15 protein-coding genes and 2 pseudogenes are annotated in these 17,080 nt (G+C 64.1%); 10 read left to right on the top strand and 7 right to left on the bottom strand.

Features of this window, described 5'->3' with window-relative positions:
* The first annotated feature begins 104 nt into the window (after positions 1–104).
* Complete coding sequence (locus tag H2O14_RS18395) at positions 105–809, top strand: hypothetical protein (protein ID WP_182828793.1); 705 nt, start codon at positions 105–107, stop codon at positions 807–809.
* Positions 810–871: 62 nt separating this feature from the next.
* On the opposite strand, the gene H2O14_RS28535 is transcribed toward H2O14_RS18395, so the two are convergent.
* Together H2O14_RS28535 and H2O14_RS29500 are read right to left on the bottom strand one after the other, a co-directional pair.
* A complete protein-coding gene (locus H2O14_RS28535; RefSeq protein ID WP_182828792.1) occupies positions 872–1,207 on the bottom strand; it encodes an EAL domain-containing protein in 336 nt (111 codons plus the stop codon).
* 106 nt (positions 1,208–1,313) lie between these two features.
* Positions 1,314–2,138: pseudogene (locus H2O14_RS29500) on the bottom strand (diguanylate cyclase domain-containing protein); the annotation flags it as partial.
* A 211-nt stretch (positions 2,139–2,349) separates the two neighbouring features.
* Between H2O14_RS29500 and H2O14_RS26830 the strand changes: the two are divergent.
* The 3 genes and pseudogenes from H2O14_RS26830 to H2O14_RS18370 all read left to right on the top strand — a co-directional run bounded on the left by H2O14_RS26830 (position 2,350) and on the right by H2O14_RS18370 (position 4,370).
* Positions 2,350–2,808, top strand: coding sequence for a hypothetical protein (locus H2O14_RS26830; protein WP_210275475.1), 459 nt, complete (start codon positions 2,350–2,352; stop codon positions 2,806–2,808).
* A 322-nt stretch (positions 2,809–3,130) separates the two neighbouring features.
* Positions 3,131–4,043 (top strand): annotated as a pseudogene (gene hemF / locus H2O14_RS18375) (oxygen-dependent coproporphyrinogen oxidase).
* Between the two features lie 102 nt (positions 4,044–4,145).
* Positions 4,146–4,370: a hypothetical protein gene (locus tag H2O14_RS18370; protein ID WP_182828791.1), complete on the top strand. Its 225-nt coding sequence runs from the start codon at positions 4,146–4,148 to the stop codon at positions 4,368–4,370.
* A gap of 26 nt (positions 4,371–4,396) precedes the next feature.
* Here H2O14_RS18370 and H2O14_RS18365 read toward each other — a convergent pair whose 3' ends face one another.
* From H2O14_RS18365 to H2O14_RS18355, 3 genes are read right to left on the bottom strand one after another with little or no spacing between them, the layout of a single operon-like run.
* A complete protein-coding gene (locus H2O14_RS18365; RefSeq protein ID WP_182828790.1) occupies positions 4,397–5,641 on the bottom strand; it encodes a CCA tRNA nucleotidyltransferase in 1,245 nt (414 codons plus the stop codon).
* Positions 5,638–6,261: a CoA pyrophosphatase gene (locus H2O14_RS18360; RefSeq protein WP_182828789.1), complete on the bottom strand. Its 624-nt coding sequence runs from the start codon at positions 6,259–6,261 to the stop codon at positions 5,638–5,640. The genes H2O14_RS18365 and H2O14_RS18360 overlap by 4 nt, the downstream gene beginning before the upstream one ends.
* Positions 6,258–6,881: a DUF1285 domain-containing protein gene (locus tag H2O14_RS18355; protein WP_182828788.1), complete on the bottom strand. Its 624-nt coding sequence runs from the start codon at positions 6,879–6,881 to the stop codon at positions 6,258–6,260. Before H2O14_RS18355 ends, H2O14_RS18360 begins: the two co-directional genes overlap by 4 nt.
* A gap of 149 nt (positions 6,882–7,030) precedes the next feature.
* Between H2O14_RS18355 and H2O14_RS18350 the strand changes: the two genes are divergently transcribed.
* Genes H2O14_RS18350 through H2O14_RS18335 form a run of 4 tightly spaced genes read left to right on the top strand, consistent with a single transcriptional unit; the run spans position 7,031 to position 13,848 of the window.
* A complete protein-coding gene (locus tag H2O14_RS18350; RefSeq protein ID WP_182828787.1) occupies positions 7,031–8,044 on the top strand; it encodes an AAA family ATPase in 1,014 nt (337 codons plus the stop codon).
* 31 nt (positions 8,045–8,075) lie between these two features.
* The gene (locus H2O14_RS18345; protein ID WP_182828786.1) at positions 8,076–8,996 is read left to right on the top strand and encodes a DUF58 domain-containing protein; all 921 of its coding nucleotides are present in this window, start codon (positions 8,076–8,078) and stop codon (positions 8,994–8,996) included.
* The gene (locus H2O14_RS18340; protein ID WP_182828785.1) at positions 8,996–11,779 is read left to right on the top strand and encodes a DUF4159 domain-containing protein; all 2,784 of its coding nucleotides are present in this window, start codon (positions 8,996–8,998) and stop codon (positions 11,777–11,779) included. The genes H2O14_RS18345 and H2O14_RS18340 overlap by 1 nt, the downstream gene beginning before the upstream one ends.
* On the top strand, positions 11,779–13,848 hold the full coding sequence (locus H2O14_RS18335) for a hypothetical protein (RefSeq protein ID WP_182828784.1): 2,070 nt from the start codon (positions 11,779–11,781) through the stop codon (positions 13,846–13,848). The genes H2O14_RS18340 and H2O14_RS18335 overlap by 1 nt, the downstream gene beginning before the upstream one ends.
* 45 nt (positions 13,849–13,893) lie before the next feature.
* Here H2O14_RS18335 and H2O14_RS18330 read toward each other — a convergent pair whose 3' ends face one another.
* Positions 13,894–14,397 carry a GNAT family N-acetyltransferase gene (locus tag H2O14_RS18330; RefSeq protein ID WP_182828783.1) on the bottom strand — a complete coding sequence of 168 codons (504 nt, stop codon included), beginning with the start codon at positions 14,395–14,397 and terminating at the stop codon, positions 13,894–13,896.
* Positions 14,398–14,651: 254 nt separating this feature from the next.
* Here H2O14_RS18330 and H2O14_RS18325 point away from each other — a divergent pair, with 254 nt between their 5' ends.
* Positions 14,652–15,605, top strand: a complete 954-nt coding sequence (locus H2O14_RS18325) for a glutathione S-transferase family protein (protein WP_182828782.1) — start codon at positions 14,652–14,654, stop codon at positions 15,603–15,605.
* On the opposite strand, the gene H2O14_RS18320 is transcribed toward H2O14_RS18325, so the two are convergent.
* Positions 15,606–16,097: an NUDIX domain-containing protein gene (locus tag H2O14_RS18320; RefSeq protein WP_409526928.1), complete on the bottom strand. Its 492-nt coding sequence runs from the start codon at positions 16,095–16,097 to the stop codon at positions 15,606–15,608.
* Positions 16,098–16,138: 41 nt separating this feature from the next.
* Here H2O14_RS18320 and H2O14_RS18315 point away from each other — a divergent pair, with 41 nt between their 5' ends.
* Positions 16,139–17,074 (top strand): metallophosphoesterase, encoded by a 936-nt coding sequence (locus tag H2O14_RS18315; protein WP_182829431.1) that lies wholly within the window; start codon positions 16,139–16,141, stop codon positions 17,072–17,074.
* The last annotated feature ends 6 nt before the right edge of the window (positions 17,075–17,080 follow it).

The following is a 17,080-nucleotide window of genomic DNA, read 5'->3' as shown; positions in this document are numbered from 1 at the left end:
CGGGGAGCAGGTCGCCCCCGGCGGTCAACGCCCCTTCGACATTCCAACCTATGTGGAAAAACCAGTGACTGCGTTCGATCAACCCGTCGACGCAGCCCCCCGAATTGGACAGGGTCTCCGCCAGCCTGGATGCGGCGGATGTCGGCCTGCGAAAGGTGCAGAAAACGGTGGCCGCCATTCTCGGCCGGGTCGACGCCGCCATCAAGGAGCCGGAGCGGCGTAGCGATCTCGGCGCCGATGTCGATATGCTGAAAGACCGCCTCCGAGCGGAAATCGCCGACGCCGAGAGAGACGGCGTGAACTGGCTCACGCTCGACTTCGGCCAGGACCCGCAGGACAAGAGGCTGCCGCTCCCGGCCGGCGACGACGCCATCCCGGTGGACACGTCCCCGATCCTATTGATCAGTTCCGCGGACGCGGCCGACGGCATTCTCACCCGCCCATACGGAGCCTCCGAGGACCTGGAGTTCGGCGGCTATCACCTCCTGTCCGACGACGCCTCCTACGGCCAGGAACTGTCGCGCGAGATCTCCATCGCCGACGATGTGTCGGACGAGGACCTCAAGGGCATGCGCGCGGCGCTCGCCTCCATCACGGCGGGTCTCGCCGGCGGCGGCGCTCGTCTCGACGCGGTGCGATGGCCGAACGGCGATCCCGTGGAGCAATCGAGTGGCGACAAGGGGCCCATGGACATCGGCAAGGAAATCGACGCCCTGCTGGCGTCGGTGACGCGAGACGCGCTGCGGGCGCAGGCGCTCAACATCATGAACAGCGACGGCGCCGGTCTGAAACGGCTGCTGGCGAGCTGACGCTCCCCGTGCCCTGCGACCGGCCGGGTCGTATTTGCGTCCTGGAGTAAGAAAAGGCGCCGTCAGGCCCGATTCGCTTTCGCCATGCCATCCGGCGCGGCATAGGCGATGAAGGATTCGACGTCGAGCGGCCTGGACCAGAAATAGCCCTGAGCATAATCGACTCCATGCAGCCCGAGCATATTGGCGGCGCGCTGTGTTTCCACGCCTTCGGCGACGATCTTGAGGCCGAGCGCCTTGGCCATGCGCACGATGGCTTCGACCAGCGCCGCGCTCTGCGGATTGTCGAACATGCCGAAGACGAAGGACTGGTCGATCTTGAGCGTCGACACTTCGAAACGGCTGAGATTGCCGAGGTTGGAATAACCCTTGCCGAAATCGTCGACCGAGAATTTCACGCCCTTCGCCGCAAGGCGGCTGATCCTGGCCGCGAATATCGTATTCGTCTTCCAGCAGCATGGATTCCGTCAGCTCGATTTCCAGCGACTGCGGTCCGAGACCGCTCACATAGAGAGCGTCCAGCACGACGTGCTCGAGATTGCCCCTCTTGAACTGCACCGCCGAAACATTCACGGCGATGGAGAAGTCCGGCAAATCCAGGCGCTGAATGCGCCTGCATTCCATGCAGGCCTGCTGGATGACCCATTCGCCGATTTCCACGATCATGCCGGTATTCTCGGCGACCGGGATGAAGTCGTCGGGACGCACCGGCGGCTCGCCTTCGGGAAACCAGCGCAACAGCGCTTCCGCGCCCCTGATGCGGCCGGTGTCCAGCTCCACCTTGGGCTGGAGATAGATCTGGAATTCGCGCCGCTCGATCGCCGTCTTGAGCTTGGCCGCCATGCTGATCGAGGCGATCGCCTGGCTGTTCATGCTCTCGTCGAATAGTTTGAAGGCGTTTCGTCCCGAGCCCTTGGCGCGATAGAGCGCGATGTCGGCTTCACGGCGCAAGGTTTCGAAGTCGGGATCGACGCCTGAGCCCTGCGCAGCCCCGATCGAACAGGTCAGCATGATATATTGGTGCCCGGCGCCGAGCGGTTCGCTGACCTTGCCGCTGATCCGTTCTGCGGTCGCCATGATTTCGTCGGTGTTCGACGGCCGATGCGTGAGGATGCCGAACACGTCTCCGGCGACCCGGAACGCGATCAAGTCGTCGCCGGCGATCTTGTTGAGCCGGTCGGCGATGGTCTTGAGCACGAGATCCCCGAACACATGGCCGAGGGAATCGTTGACCGCCTTGAAATTGTCGAGACCGATCAGAAACAGCGTCGCCTGCGCATCCGGCGCCCGAGCCTGATCGTCGCGATATTTCTTCTGGGCGCTGAACAGATTCGGCAGCCCGGTCAGGGCGTCGTGATTGGCAAGCCTGTAGATCTCGTTTTCCGACGCTTTCGCCTTTCGATACTCGCTGTTGTAGCGCGCCCAGCAGCGAACGCATGTCGGTTGCCAGCATGAAGATCGTCACCGCCGTCACCGAATAGAGCAGCAGCACATCGCCGACATTCGACCAATCGAACGGGAAAAGCCCGAAATCGACCCAGTGATATTCGCTGGCGAAGCCCAGCGCGAAAGCGTTGGCGACGATCGCCAGATAAAGAATGAGAAAATGCTTCGGCGTCGACAGCATGGCCGCAAACACCAGAACGGTGACGTTGCCGAGGATGACCTGGTCGCGCAGCCCGTCGCCCAGCCAGGTGATCGCGGTGACCGAAGCGAAGATCGTCCATATAAACAGGAACTGGCCGATCGCCGGTCGCTCGCGATCGAAAAATACCCGCGCGATCCAGAGCAGCCCGAAGACCGACATGGCGGCGACGCTAAGCCAAGCGCCCCTGTCGAAGACGAGGTTGTTGATGAGCGAAAGCACGATCAGGAGGTTGATCGCGGCGATCATCTGCTTCACGCGCCGCGCATTGAATTGCGACAGCGCCTTGATCACGTCGCGTCCGTCATTGAACATCACCGTAAGTCCGCCTCCTTCGACGGACTTGGCGCCTGACATCGCACCAGATGACTTTTTCAATCCGCTAAACCACATCGCTAACCTGCCAGATGCGCTTGGAGGCAAGTCTTCCAAACGCGGTCCAATTGTCCATGCAACTCCTGGTTACGCGCATGCACAGTTTTGCCGGCCCACGGCCATTCATTGGCGCGCAAAAATTAAGCCTGAGTAAATCGATACGGTCGGATGTCCTAGGAAAGGATTAATGCGTCTTGAAATAAATACCACGCGGCGGAAATTTTGGCGCATGGTTGATTTTCTCTTCAGCATTTCGGAGCAGTGTGACGAATCAACGAGAACTTCGAGAAAGCGCATGGCGATGGAACGACCCACCCTCCCTGCGGGCCTGCCCGCCGACATCGACGAAAAGAAGCAGGCCGCGCGCGACTGGTTCAAAAGCCTGAGAGACCATCTCTGCCAGACATTCGAATCCCTCGAAGACGAATTGCAGGGTCCTCTCTCCGACCAGCCCCCGGGCCGTTTTCAACGCAAGGCCTGGCTCAGGGAGGAAGGATCCGGCGGCGGCGGCGTGATGTCCATGCTCGAAGGCAGGGTGTTCGAAAAGGCCGCCATCCATACCTCGACGGTGCATGGCGAATTCTCGCCCGAGTTCCGACAACAGATTCCGGGCGCGACGGAGGACCCGCGATTCTGGGCGTCCGGCATTTCGCTGATCGCCCATCCCGTCAACCCGCATGTGCCGACCGTACATATGAACACGCGCATGGTGGTGACGAATTCGTGGTGGTTCGGCGGCGGCGCCGACCCTGACTCCCGTGCTCGGCGCGCGTCGCAATCAGGAAGACGTGGACGCACAGATCTTTCACCGCACGATGGAAATCGCCTGCTCCCGCCATCCCGTCGCCGATTATCCTCGGTTCAAGAGCTGGTGCGACGAGTATTTCTTCCTGAAACACCGCAACGAACCGCGCGGTATCGGCGGGATCTTCTATGACTGGCAGCATTCCGACGACGAAGCCGGCGGCTGGGACGCCGACTTTGCCTTTACCCGCGATGTCGGCCGCGCTTTTTCCTTGGTCTATCCGAAGATCGTCCGGGCGAACTTCAACCAGCCCTGGACGGAAGAGGACCGTGACGAGCAACTGATCCGCCGCGGCCGCTATGTCGAATTCAACCTGCTCTACGATCGCGGAACCACCTTTGGGTTGAAGACGGGCGGAAATGTCGAATCCATCCTCTCTTCCCTGCCGCCGGTGGTCCGCTGGCCGTGATGCCGGGATTTTGAACATGCGTGATAGAATTCATGTCATGCAATTGGAACAGAAACATGCTATGAGTCGTTGTATTAGCCGATTGACCTGAGGAGCAGTGTCATGACGACAAATGACAAGACGGCTGGTGACACGAAATTGGAAACCGTGCGCGACGCCAAGACGCGGTCCATGATCGAACAGATTTTCTACTATGAAAATCAGCATGCCGAGGCGATTGCCGAAGCCGGCAACGATAACCGCCTGGCAGGCCTCAAGAAGCATGTCGCGGCGCCCAAGGGCTCGGACTGCTTCCAGGCCTGGGCGATGCCGGATTACATGCGCTGAAGATGATTTACCCGCGCCGCCAGCTTTCAGAGCGACGGCGCGGACAACAGTTCGTCCTTGTCGGCCTTGAAGTCCGAGGCGACCCACCGCTCCTCGATGCGCTTCAGCGCCGCGCCCATCTCTGAGCCGGGCGCAAAACCCTTTGCGATCAGATCGCTGCCCTTGACGGGCATGACGGGCCTTTCCCAGTGGTTTGCGAGATCGAGCAGTCGCTTGAGCCCGCCGCGCCGGCCCAGCGCCTCGAGATCATCTTCTCCCTTCGCCACCTGCCCGGCGAGCGCGAGCTTCAACCGGTGGATCGCGCCGGTTTTGCCGTTGCGATAAAGCGTCAGCCGCATGTCCTTCTCGGACAAATCAGGCTTGATCTCGGCCGAACCGGCCCAATCCGCGAGTACCGCGCGCTCGGCGCCCGAGAGTTTCAGACGATCCGCCATGGCCTCGACCCGGCTATCGACCGGCGGGATGACCGCCGAGAGCCTCAGCAGCGGATCAGGCGTCCAGCCGTAAGCCGCCTCCGCGGCGATGAGGCCGGGAATGGCGTCGATGCCCCATTTCTCCGTCTCCGGCAGCACCTCGGTCAGCACCGCGGATGTGCGCATCCAGAGAAGCGCCCGGCCGGGATCGCGCGCCGAGAGCAGTTTCTTCAACTCCGCCCAGACGCGCTCGGCCGAAAGAGACTGAAGCCGCGAACGAGCGGCGGCGCAGGCCTTGAGGCCGGCCGCATCCGGCCGGCCGCGGCCGTAATGGGCGAAGAAGCGGAAGAAACGCAGGATGCGCAGATGATCCTCCTCGATCCGCGTCGCCGGGTCGCCGATGAAGCGAATCGTGGCGCTGTCGATATCGGCAAGTCCGCCGACATAGTCATGCACTTCGCCTTGAGCGTCCGCATAGAGCGCATTGACCGTGAGGTCGCGCCGCTCGGCGTCGGCGCGCCAATCGTCGGTGAAGGCGACTTCGGCGTGGCGGCCATCGGTGGAAACGTCCCGGCGAAGGGTTGTGACCTCGAACGGCCTGCCGTCGATCACCAACGTCACAGTGCCATGCTTGATCCCGGTCGGCACGCATTTGATCCCGGCCGCCTCGGCGCGCACCTTGACCTCTTCGGGCTTCAGCGTCGTGGCGATGTCCATGTCGCTGACCGGCAGTCCCATCAGGCTGTTGCGCACTGCGCCGCCGACCACGCGCGCCTGGCCGCCATCGGCGTTGAGCAGCGTGAAGACGCGGGTGAGCGCGGGATCTCGAAACCAGGTCTCGCCTGCGACGGAGGTCATTCGTAAAACCTTTCATAAAGCGACCGGAGTATGCCGGCCGTGATGCCCCAGATGCGCCATTCGCCATAGGGCATGACATAATAATGGCGCGGCTGGTTGCGAAACAGTGCCGTTTCCTGGGCGTGGTTGTCTGGGTTCATCAGAAAAGACAAGGGCGCTTCAAAGACGCTCTCCACCTCGCCGGGATTGGGCGAGAGGGTAAATCCCGGCTTGACGATCGACAGAACCGGAGTGATGCGAAAACCGGAGAGCACCGGGATCGGCGGCAGATGGCCGATCACCTCGACGAAATGCCGCGCCAGCCCGATTTCCTCCTCGGCCTCGCGAAGCGCCGCGCTTTCAGGGCTTTCATCCGGCTCGAGCTTGCCGCCGGGAAAGGCGATCTGGCCGGAATGTTTTCGCAGCGCCGCCGTGCGTTTGGTGAGGATCACGCGCGCGTCTTCGCCCTGGTCCACGACCGGCACCAGTACCGCCGCATCCCTGAGCTCGAGGTCGACCAGACCCATTTCCGCCCCCGGATTGAGCCGGTAATCGCCATAGCCGAGAAAGTCGCCGGGGCCGGCGGCGAGATGCCGCTCGGCGCGGGCGCGAAACGCCTCGGCGGAGAAATCGCCGATCATGCCGACAGTCTCTCGAGTTCATCCGCCGGCATGATCGGAAACCAGACGCCGCCGGAGCGGACCGCGAACATCTCCCTGCCGCCCAGATCCACGACTTCCCCGAGTTCCACCAGCTCGTACATCACCGGCCGCGCCAGGAGCGCCTCCAGCCGACCCCGCACATGCAGATAGGGCTTGAGCTGTCGCTGTTCGCCGACGATCTCGAAGCGGAGCGCATGATCGGAGCCGCCGGCGACGACGTCGCCGACATTGGTGCGGAAGGACAGGACACGGTCCGCCCCCTCGCCCTCGACCGCCATTTCGACGGCGAGGAACGGCGCATCCTCGACGCGTATGCCGACCTTCTCCACCGGCGTCACCAGATAGGTCTTGCCGTCCTCGTCCTTGCGCAGGACTGTGGAAAACAACCTGACCAATGGCGCGCGGCCGATTGGGGTGCCCATGTAGAACCATGTGCCGTCGGCGCGGATCTCCATATCGATATCGCCGCAGAACGGCGGGTCCCAGCGCTCGACCGGCGGCATGGATCGTCCCTCCGCCTGGGAATCGGCGGATGCGCGGGCAATCAGCGCGGCGAGGTCGCCCGCATTCCTCTGTGCGCCGATATCACCTACCGCCATGATTTGATCCTCATTCATCATCCATTGCTAACGCAATCTTGAAAGCTTCGCGCTTGTCACGCTCTGACCACACTGTCACTCTTAATCTGACATATGGGGTTTCGATAGGTCGATTCGAACCACCAACGCCACCATCGCCGGAGGGTTTCATGGGCGCACTTACACCGACGGACGCCGTCATCGACGAAAAGGCCGTCGCGGCCCAGGCCGAACAGGCGCTGGAGGACATCGCTCGGATCCGCGCCGAAACCGGCAAGGTGATCTTCGGCCAGGAAAGCGTGATCGAGCAGACCGTGCTCGCCGTGCTCTCGGGCGGCCATGCGCTTCTCGTCGGCGTGCCCGGCCTCGCAAAGACCAAGCTGGTCTCCACCCTCGCCACCGTTCTCGGTCTCGCCACCAACCGCATCCAGTTCACGCCCGACCTGATGCCGTCAGACATTCTCGGCTCGGAAGTGATGGATCAGGACGAGCATGGCCGCCGCTCTTTCCGCTTCGTCAAAGGCCCCGTCTTCTCCGAATTGCTGATGGCGGACGAGATCAACCGCGCCAGCCCGCGGACGCAGTCGGCGCTGCTGCAGGCCATGCAGGAATATCACGTCACCATCACCGGTCAGCGTTACGACCTGCCGCATCCCTTCCATGTGCTGGCGACGCAGAACCCGCTGGAGCAGGAAGGCACCTATCCGCTGCCGGAAGCCCAGCTCGACCGCTTCCTGCTGGAAATCGACGTCGAATATCCCGATTTCGAGGCCGAGCGCCGCATTCTCCTGGAAACCACCGGCACGTCCGAAGCCCAGGTCGAAGGCGTCATCACGCCGGCGCGGCTTCTGGAAATTCAAGGCTTGATCCGCCGCATGCCGGTGCCGGAAAGCGTGGTCGAGGCGATCCTGAAACTCGTCCGCTCGGCGCGGCCCGGCCATGGCGACGCATTCACCGACAGCCGCATCGCCTGGGGCCCCGGCCCGCGCGCCGGCCAGGCGCTGATGCTCACCGCCCGCGCCCGCGCGCTCTATCAAGGCCGCTTCGCCCCCTCGATCGACGACGTCGCGGCGCTGGCCGGCCCCGTTCTGCAGCACCGCATGGCGCTGACCTTCGCGGCCCGCGCCGACGGCGTGTCGATGAAGGACGTCATCGCCAAACTGGTGGAGCCCTTGAAGCCATGAGAAATAGGAACAGCAGAGGCGGATCCGCATTTTGGCGTCCATAGGCCATATCGTCACTCCGACGCCCTCGAGCGCCGCTCTCGTCCGCGCGCGCGAGCGGGCGCGCCTTCTGCCGGATTGTCTGGTCGAAGCCCGACGCATCGCCAATACGGTGATATCGGGCTGGCATGGCCGCCGGCGGCGCGGCCCGGGTGAGAATTTCTGGCAATTCCGTCCTTTCGTCGAAGGCGACAGTCTGGCGCGCATCGACTGGCGGCGCTCGGCCCGCGACGACCACACCTATATCCGCGACCGCGAATGGGAGGCGGCGCACACGATCTGGCTCTGGGCGTCGATGAGCCCGTCGATGATGTTCAAGTCGAGCCTCGGCATGGTGTCGAAGGAGAGCCGGGCGCTGGTGCTGATGCTGGCCGCCGCCGAGATCATGGCCCGCTCCGGCGAACGGATCGGCTGTCCGGGCGTGATGGAGCCCATCGCCGCCCGCAACGCCGCCGAGCGATTGGCCTATGCGCTGGCGCATGAGGATCCGACCGGCGCGCTGCCCGACACGCGCATGATCCGCGGCGCGAGCGACATCGTGCTGTTTTCCGACTTTCTAGAACCGCCGGAAAATGTGCTCGCCGCGCTGCAGCCGCTGTCGCGGCGCGGCCTGCGAGGACACGTCATCGAAATCTCCGACCCCGCCGAGGAAACCTTCCCCTATGCCGGTCGCGTGGAATTTTCCGATCCGGCCACCGGCGCCAAGTTTCTTTCGGGGCGATCGGAAGCCCTGGCCGAGGAATACAAGACCCTCTATCACGCCCGTCGCGAGACCCTGCGCGACGGCCTGCGCCATCTCGGCTGGAATTTTATCGCCCACAACACCGGCCGCCCGGCATCCGAGGCGCTGGCCGCCGTGCATATGTATCTTTCCGGCCAGCCGGATCGGGCTCGCCACGGGGGAGCAGGCTGATGCCGGGTATCGCTTTTGCCGCTCCGCTCGTCCTTGCAGCCTTGATCGCGCTCCCGGCGATCTGGTGGCTGCTGCGGATCACCCCGCCGCAGCCGTCGCGCGAGGCCTTCCCGCCCTTCCGGCTGCTGCTGCTGCTGAAACGGCAGGAGGAGACGCCGGCGACGACGCCGTGGTGGCTGCTGGCTCTGCGCATGCTGATCGCAGGCCTGCTCGTGCTCGCGCTCGCCGGCCCCGTCTATGATCCCAATGCGCGTCTGAGCGCGAACGACGGCAGCCTCGCGGTCATCGTCGACAACAGTTGGGCCAGCGCAGCCGATTTCGACAAGCGCCGCGCCACCGCCGAAAATCTCATCCGCCGCGCCGGCGAAAGCGATGCGCCCGTGAGCCTCACCTTCACCGCCGACCGCAATCCGGACGCCACCTTCAAGCGCGCCGACGAAGCGCTGTCGGTGCTGGCCGCCGCCAAGCCCGCCCCCTTGCCTGCCGATCGCGCCGCAGCCGCGGCCGCGCTGACGGCGAGCTTCCAGCAGGAGAAGCCCGAACGCGCCGTGATGATCGCCGATGGCGTGAGGGGAGTCGGCGACGCCGCGCTCTTCACGGCTTTGCGCGATGCGGGCGTGACCCGCCTCGACGTGATCGGCGCCGACAATGCCGCGGCCATCGCGGTGACCGGCGCGGACAACGCCGCAGACCGGCTCACCGTCACCGCCGCCCGCCTGCAGACGGCTACGCCGCAGACCGTGGCGATCTCGGCGCGCGACATTCAGGGCCGCGTTCTCGGCGCGACGACCATCGCTTTCGACGCGGGTCAGGCCAAGGCGAGCGGCGAGATCACGGCGCCATTCGAACTGCGAAACGAATTCGCGCGTCTCACCGTGGATGGCCTCGACACGGCCGGCGCAGTGCGGCTGCTCGACGACAGTTTCAAACGACGTTCGGTGGGGCTGATCTCCGGTGAAGCCGGCGATCGCAGCCAGCCGCTGCTGTCGCCGCTCTACTATATCAACCGTGCGCTCTCGCCCTTCGCCAATCTCTCCGAGGCGAACGGCTCCGATCTCGTCTCGGCCATCCCCGCCATGATCAAGGCGCGGCCATCGGTCATCGTCATGGCCGATATCGGCCGGATGCCGGCAAGCGCTGAAAAGGCTCTGACCGACTGGATCCGCGACGGCGGCTCGCTGGTGCGTTTCGCCGGACCTCGTCTCGCCGCCGCGCCCGCAGATGATCCGCTGATCCCGACGCGATTGCGCGAAGGCGAGCGCGCATTGGGCGGCTCCATGTCCTGGGCCGAACCGCAGACGCTCGACAACTATCCGGAAAACAGCCCGTTCGCCGGTCTGACCCCGCCGGACCAAGTTCTGGTGAAACGCCAGGTTCTCGCCGAACCCACGCCGGAACTCGCCGGCCTGACCTGGGCCAGCCTGAAAGATGGAACGCCGCTTGTCACCGCCCGCCGCATCGGCGCAGGGCGCATCGTCCTTTTCCATGTCAGCGCCGAATCGTCCTGGTCGAACCTGCCGCTGTCGGGAGAATTCGTTGAAATGCTGCGCCGGATCGTGCAACTCTCCCATTCCAGCAACGCCGCCCGCAGCGAAGACGGCAAGGCGGTGTTGCCGCCCTATCGCCTGCTGACGGCGGCGGGAGCGCTGACCACCGAGAAAGGTTTGGCCAAGCCGATCGAGGCGGGCGCCGCCGTCACGCCCTCCTTCGACAGCCCGCCGGGCCTTTATGGCGGCGAGGACGGCTTCGAGGCCGTCAACCTCTTCGCATCCGACGCGGCGCTCGCGCCGATTGCCTATCCGCAGGACTTTCCCGTGACGGAAAGCGGTTTCGCCGGCGATGACGCCTTCGATCTCAAGCCTTGGCTGTTCGCCGCGGCCGCCATTCTGGCGCTCGCAGACACGCTGGCGATGCTGATCCTCGGCGGCGCTTTCGCCCGACGCGCGGCGACCGCCGCCATGTTCGCCCTCGCTTTGACCGGCGGGCTTGCGGGCGGCGTCGACCCGGCCCGCGCTGAAGACGCCCGCCCCGGCGACGATGTCCTGATGAGCCGGCTCGACAAGACCCATCTCGCTTACGTCATCACCGGCGAGGCGGAAGTAGACCGGATTTCCGAACGCGGCCTCGCCGGCCTCTCAGATTTTCTCTATTACCGCACCACGCTCGAACCCGGCGATCCCGTCGGCGTCGACATCGCCAAGGACGAATTGTCGGTTTTCCCGATCCTCTACTGGCCGGTCGACGCGTCGGCGGCCATGCCGTCGGAAAACGCCATTTCCCGCATCGACGCCTATATGCGTTCGGGCGGCACCGTACTGTTCGACACGCGCGACCAGGCCTCTTCGATCACCGCCATGGGCGGCGTCAGCGCCAATACCGAGCGCTTGCGCGCCATTCTCGCCCGCATCGACATTCCCCCGCTCGAGCCGGTGCCGCAGGACCATGTGCTCACCAAGGCTTTCTATCTGCTGAAATCCTATCCCGGCCGCTACTCCGGCAGCCCGCTCTGGGTCGAAGCGGAGCCAGACGCCAAGAGCGATCCCAATCGCCCTGCGCGACAGGGCGACGGCGTCACGCCCATCATGATCACCGGCAATGATTTCGCCGGCGCCTGGGCGGTGGATAATCTGGGCGCGCCGCTGCTGCCGCTCGTGCCGCCGGATGAAAATCAGCGCGAAATGGCCTACCGGACCGGCGTCAACATCATGATGTATATGCTGACCGGCAACTACAAGGCCGATCAGGTGCATGTGCCGGCGCTCTTGGAAAGGCTGGGACAGTGATGAACCTGACATTCGACCCGCTCCTGCCGCTTTGGCTGATCGCGCTTGTCGGCGCGCTGGCTGCTCTGCTCGCGGCTTTCGGCCTTTACCGGCGCCAGCGCGGCATGATCCTGCGGACGATCGCGCTCGCGGCGCTGACGCTGGCGCTGATCAATCCGATCCTGGTCGACGAGCAGCGAGAGCCTCTGCCCACCGTCGTCGCCATCGCCGCCGACCGCAGCCAGAGCCAGGACGTCGGGCCTCGCAAGGCGCAGACGGACGAGGCCGTCGCCGATCTTCGCGCCGCGCTCGGCCGTTTCTCCGGGATCGAGACGCGGGTGATCGACGCCGGCGGCGACGACGGCTCGGACACGCCGTCGACGCGCCTGTTCGGCAATATCGCCTCGGCGCTCGAAGACGTGCCGCCGTCGCGGCTGGGCGCGGTGATCTCGGTGACCGACGGTCAGGTCCATGATATCCCGGCCGATGACAGGCTGCCGGGCGTGAATGCGCCGGTGCATGGACTGATCACCGGCAAGGCCGACGAATTCGACCGCCGCATCCAGGTGATCAAAGCGCCGCGTTTCGGTCTCGTCGATCAGGAGCAGGAAATGGTGCTCCGCGTGATCGACGACGGCCGCCCGATCTCCCAGCCGGCCGACATCACCGTCAGCGTCAATGGCGAAGTGGTCAACCGCATTCCCGCCGTCGCCGGCCAGAACCGCACCGCCCGCTTCAAGCTCGATCGCGCCGGCGGCAATATCGTCGAAGTCGCGGTGGCCGAGGTTCCCGGCGAAGTGACCCCGGTCAACAATCGCCTCGTGCAGACCATCGACGGCATCCGTGAGAATCTCCGCGTGCTCTTGGTGTCGGGCGAGCCGCATGCCGGCGAGCGCGCCTGGCGCAACCTGCTCAAATCCGACGCCTCGGTGGATCTGGTGCATTTCACCATTCTCAGGCCGCCGGAAAAGCAGGACGGCACGCCGATCAACGAATTGTCGCTGATCGCCTTCCCCACCCGCGAATTGTTCGTCGAAAAGATCAGTGAATTCGACCTGATCATCTTCGACCGCTACCAGCATCGCGGCGTGTTGCCGATCCTCTATTACGACAATATCGCCCAATATGTCCGCCAAGGCGGCGCCATCCTGCTGGTGTCGGGGCCGGAGCATGCGGGCTCGGAGTCGATCGCCTATACGCCGCTCGCCGACATCCTGCCTGCGGCCCCGACCGGGCAGATGCTGGAAAAGCCCTTCTTCCCGCGCCTGTCGGACCTCGGCAAGCGCCATCCGGTGACCCGTGGGCTGGAAGGCTCCGCCGCCGAACCGCCCCGCTGGGGCCGCTGGTTCCGCGCCGTCAACATGACCGCGCCGGAAGGCGAGGTGGTCATGAACGGCTCCGACGGCTCGCCGCTCCTGGTCCTTTCCCATGTCGATCAGGGCCGCGTGGCGATGCTGCTCTCGGATCAGGGCTGGCTCTGGGCGCGCGGCTTCGAAGGCGGCGGCCCCCATGTCGACCTCTACCGACGCATCGCCCATTGGCTGATGAAGGAGCCGTCGCTGGAGGAAGAACGACTGACCGCCCGTTCGCTGGGCCGCGAGATCGAAATCACCCGCCAGAGCCTCAAGAAGACCGTCGACAAGGCCGTCGTCATCGGTCCCGATGGCGCGCGCCAGGAGACCGGCTTGACCGAGGAAGAGCCGGGCCTGTTTCGCGCCACTCTCCGCACGGCGCGGAACGGCCTTTACGAGGTCGACAATGGCGGGCTGAAAACCCTGGTGCATGTCGGCGCGGTCGATGCCCCCGAGTTCCGCGAGATGATCTCGACCACCGAGAAACTTGCGCCCTTGGCTGCCGCCGGCAAGGGCATCGTCAAGCGCCTCGACGATGGCGCTGAAGGTGTGACCCTGCCGCAGATCCTGACCGTGCGCGGCGACGTGCGCATCTCGGATCCCGACCGGATGGTGATCCGCATGACCGACGAGACGGTTCTGAAGGGCGTGACCTCGATACCGCTTTTTGCCGGCTTCCTCGGTCTCGGCCTGCTGGCGCTGGCTTTGGGATCGACCTGGTGGCGCGAGGGACGCTGAGAGCGGATCAGCGGGACGCCATCGACGGATAGCGTTGCGCTGGCCTCAGCCGGCCCGCCACTTGATCTCGCCCTTCAGCTTGTCATGCGTCTCGGCGCTGGCGGGGATGACCAGCACGCGACCGGGATCGACAGGCCCTGGAAAAGCGAGCGCGCCATAGGCGACCTTCTCGAAACCGAGCGGCATGTAATAGGGCGGATCGCCGACCAGGATGATCGCCTCCGATCCCTTCTTCCTGGCGGTCTCGACGGCGATGCGCACCAGTTCGCGGCCGATGCCCATATTCTTATGCGAGGGACGCACCGCGAGCGGTCCCAGCAGATGGCCCTTGACGCCGCCGGCCGTCACGGGCGTCATGCGGACGGAGGCGATGGTCTCGCCGCGATCGGCGCAGATATAGGACAGCGCCTGATCATGAGGCCCCTGTTCGCGAATGCGCGCGGCGGCGCGGACGAACCGGCCGGGGCCGAAGGCTTCTTCATTGATCAGTTCGATGGCGTCGTGATGCGTTGCGTCTTCCGTCAGATAGACGAGGTCATGCTTTTTCATGGAGAATCTGCTGCTTGGATCGATAGACGATGGCGTGAAGGACCCGTCCGGTCGGCCCGGTCGGGAGGAAAAGCTTCATCGCGGTCGTCGCAGCAGCGTCATGGCCTGTAAGGGCTCCAGATTTGATGATCGACAGGGCGGATAGCAGGAAATTTTCCTGCCGCCAAGAGCCAAAACGCAGCGTTCAGCATTTAACACTCGAAATGTCCGGCCGAAGTTGCGACATAGAGCCTACGATCTAAGGAGAAAAAGCGATGGGCATGTTGGTGGACGGCGTCTGGCATGACGTGTGGTACGATACGAAAGCGAGCAAGGGACAATTCGTCCGCTCGGCCTCGCAATTTCGCAATTTCATCACGAAAGACGGCGCGCCCGGCCCGACCGGCAAAGGCGGCTTCGAGGCCGAGAGCGGCCGCTATCATCTCTATGTGTCGCTCGCCTGTCCCTGGGCGCATCGCACGCTGATCTTCCGCAAGCTCAAGAAGCTGGAAGACCATATTTCCGTATCCGTGGTGCATTATCTGATGCTCGAAAAGGGCTGGGTGTTCGACGAAGGAGATGGCGCGACCGGCGACACGCTGTTCGGCGCAAAGGCGCTCGCCGACATCTATGTCCGCGCAGACGCCAAATATTCGGGCCGCGTCACGGTGCCGGTGCTGTGGGACAAACAGGAGAACACCATCGTCTCCAACGAATCCGCCGAGATCATCCGGATGTTCAATTCGGCCTTCGACGACATCACCGGCGACTCCCAGGATTTCTATCCCGAGGATCTCCGCGCCGAGATCGACGAACTCAACGCCTTCGTTTATGACGACATCAACAACGGCGTCTACAAATGCGGCTTCGCGACCACGCAGGACGCCTATGCCGAGAATTTCGACAAGCTGTTTTCGGCGCTCGACCAGATCGATGCTAGACTGGACGGCAAGACCTATCTGTTCGGCGACCGGCTGACCGAAGCCGACTGGCGGCTGTTCACAACCCTGATCCGGTTTGATCCGGTCTATGTCGGCCACTTCAAGTGCAACCTGCGTCGCATCGCGGACTACCCCAACCTGCAGGCCTATCTGAAGCGGCTCTATGGGCATCCGGGCATCCGCGACACCGTGGATTTCACCCATATCAAGGGCCATTATTACGGCAGCCACCGCACCATCAATCCGACGGGAATCGTGCCCGTGGGGCCCGCGCTCGATCTCGGCTGATCACCAGAGGTCGTCGAAGGCGGCTTCGCCGGCGAGTTCGCGCAAGCGCCGGCGGGTCGCGGAGGTAACGTCGGCGGGCAGCGCGTCGAGCGCGAAGAAGCCGCTGTCGACGATCTCCCAATCTTTCGGCCGGGGCGCGGTCTGGCGCACCACGCAGCGATAGAACACGACGTGATCCCGCTTGGACGTGCGCTTGTTGTAATAGACATGCAGCATTTGCGGCGGAACGACGGACTCGAGGTTGCCCTCCTCCCGCAATTCCTTGGCCAACGCCTCGCGAACCGTTTCGCCGCGCGCCACCCCGCCGCCGGGCATATGCCAGCCCGGAACATAGGAGTGCTTCACCAGAAAGATCCGCCCCTGTTCGTCGAAACAGGCGGCGCGCACGCCCATGGTCATGCCCTGGATAAACGGGTAGACGGCGTGGGCCAGCCGCGTGAGAATCTTATAACGGAACTTGCTCAGTTCAGCCGGGGTTGTGTCTTCGACCACGCCGCTTGCTCCTTCAGACCTCGAGGCCTATCGTGAACCCGATGATGACACTTACACATTTTTCCGACGCCCATCTCGGGCCGCTGCCCGATATGTCGTTTAGGGAACTCCTGTCGAAACGGGTCACAGGCTATGTGAACTGGCAGCGCAACCGGCGCAAGCAGCTTTTCGGCAACACGCTGGAACTGCTCATCGAGGACATGCTCGACCAGAACCCCGATCATGTCGTCATGACCGGCGATCTCGTCAATCTCGCCACAAATACCGAGATCGAGGCGGCGGAGGTGTGGCTGCGTTCCTTCGCCGATCCGGCGCTGGTGTCGGTGGTGCCTGGAAACCATGACGCCTATGTGCCGGGCGCCATCAATCGCGCCTACGCCGCCTGGAAACCGTGGATGACCGGCGACGACGGGCGCTTCGACGACCATGATTTTCCCTATGTGCGCATCAGGGGCAAAATGGCGATCATCGGCCTGTCTACGGCGACGGCGACCCCGCCTTTCATGGCCTCGGGCTATTTCGGCTCGGGTCAGGCGCGACGTTTTGCGACGCTGGCCAAGAAGCTCGGCGAGCAGGGCCTGTTTCGCGTCGTGCTGATACACCATCCGCCTATTCGCGGCGCGACGGCCAATTACAAGCGCATGATCGGCATCAGGCGATTTGCGGCGGCGCTGCATCTCGGCGGCGCGGAACTCGTCCTGCACGGCCATACCCATCTCGACACGATCTACTGGCTGGCTGGTCCCAAAGGCGCCGCGATTCCGGTCGTCGGCGTCGCCTCGGCGAGCCAGGGTCATGGCGGCCACAAGCCGCCGGCCGCTTATAATCTCTTCAAGATTACCGGCGAGGCCGGCGCCTGGCGAATAGACCATGAAAGGCATCGGCTCGACGGCGCTTCGGAAGGCTTCGCCTTCGAGAACTCCGCCGCGCTCGCGCCGCCCGCCTTCGTCGAGAAACGAAGAGAGCCGCGGCGCTGACGCGCC

The sequence above is a fragment of the Rhizobium sp. G21 genome (genome assembly GCF_014158035.1).
Taxonomy (GTDB): domain Bacteria; phylum Pseudomonadota; class Alphaproteobacteria; order Rhizobiales; family Rhizobiaceae; genus Rhizobium_E.
Note: the sequence above shows the minus strand (reverse complement) of the source record. Positions and strands in the feature narration are given on the sequence as shown.

Excerpts from the sequence above, each read along its gene's own strand:
- H2O14_RS18370 (WP_182828791.1), top strand. The coding sequence starts at position 4,146 with ATGACGACAAATGACAAGACGGCTGGTGACACGAAATTGGAAACCGTG.
- H2O14_RS18365 (WP_182828790.1), bottom strand. The coding sequence starts at position 5,641 with ATGACCTCCGTCGCAGGCGAGACCTGGTTTCGAGATCCCGCGCTCACC.
- H2O14_RS18360 (WP_182828789.1), bottom strand. The coding sequence starts at position 6,261 with ATGATCGGCGATTTCTCCGCCGAGGCGTTTCGCGCCCGCGCCGAGCGG.
- H2O14_RS18355 (WP_182828788.1), bottom strand. The coding sequence starts at position 6,881 with ATGGCGGTAGGTGATATCGGCGCACAGAGGAATGCGGGCGACCTCGCC.
- H2O14_RS18350 (WP_182828787.1), top strand. The coding sequence starts at position 7,031 with ATGGGCGCACTTACACCGACGGACGCCGTCATCGACGAAAAGGCCGTC.
- H2O14_RS18340 (WP_182828785.1), top strand. The coding sequence starts at position 8,996 with ATGCCGGGTATCGCTTTTGCCGCTCCGCTCGTCCTTGCAGCCTTGATC.
- H2O14_RS18335 (WP_182828784.1), top strand. The coding sequence starts at position 11,779 with ATGAACCTGACATTCGACCCGCTCCTGCCGCTTTGGCTGATCGCGCTT.
- H2O14_RS18330 (WP_182828783.1), bottom strand. The coding sequence starts at position 14,397 with ATGAAAAAGCATGACCTCGTCTATCTGACGGAAGACGCAACGCATCAC.
- H2O14_RS18325 (WP_182828782.1), top strand. The coding sequence starts at position 14,652 with ATGGGCATGTTGGTGGACGGCGTCTGGCATGACGTGTGGTACGATACG.
- H2O14_RS18315 (WP_182829431.1), top strand. The coding sequence starts at position 16,139 with ATGATGACACTTACACATTTTTCCGACGCCCATCTCGGGCCGCTGCCC.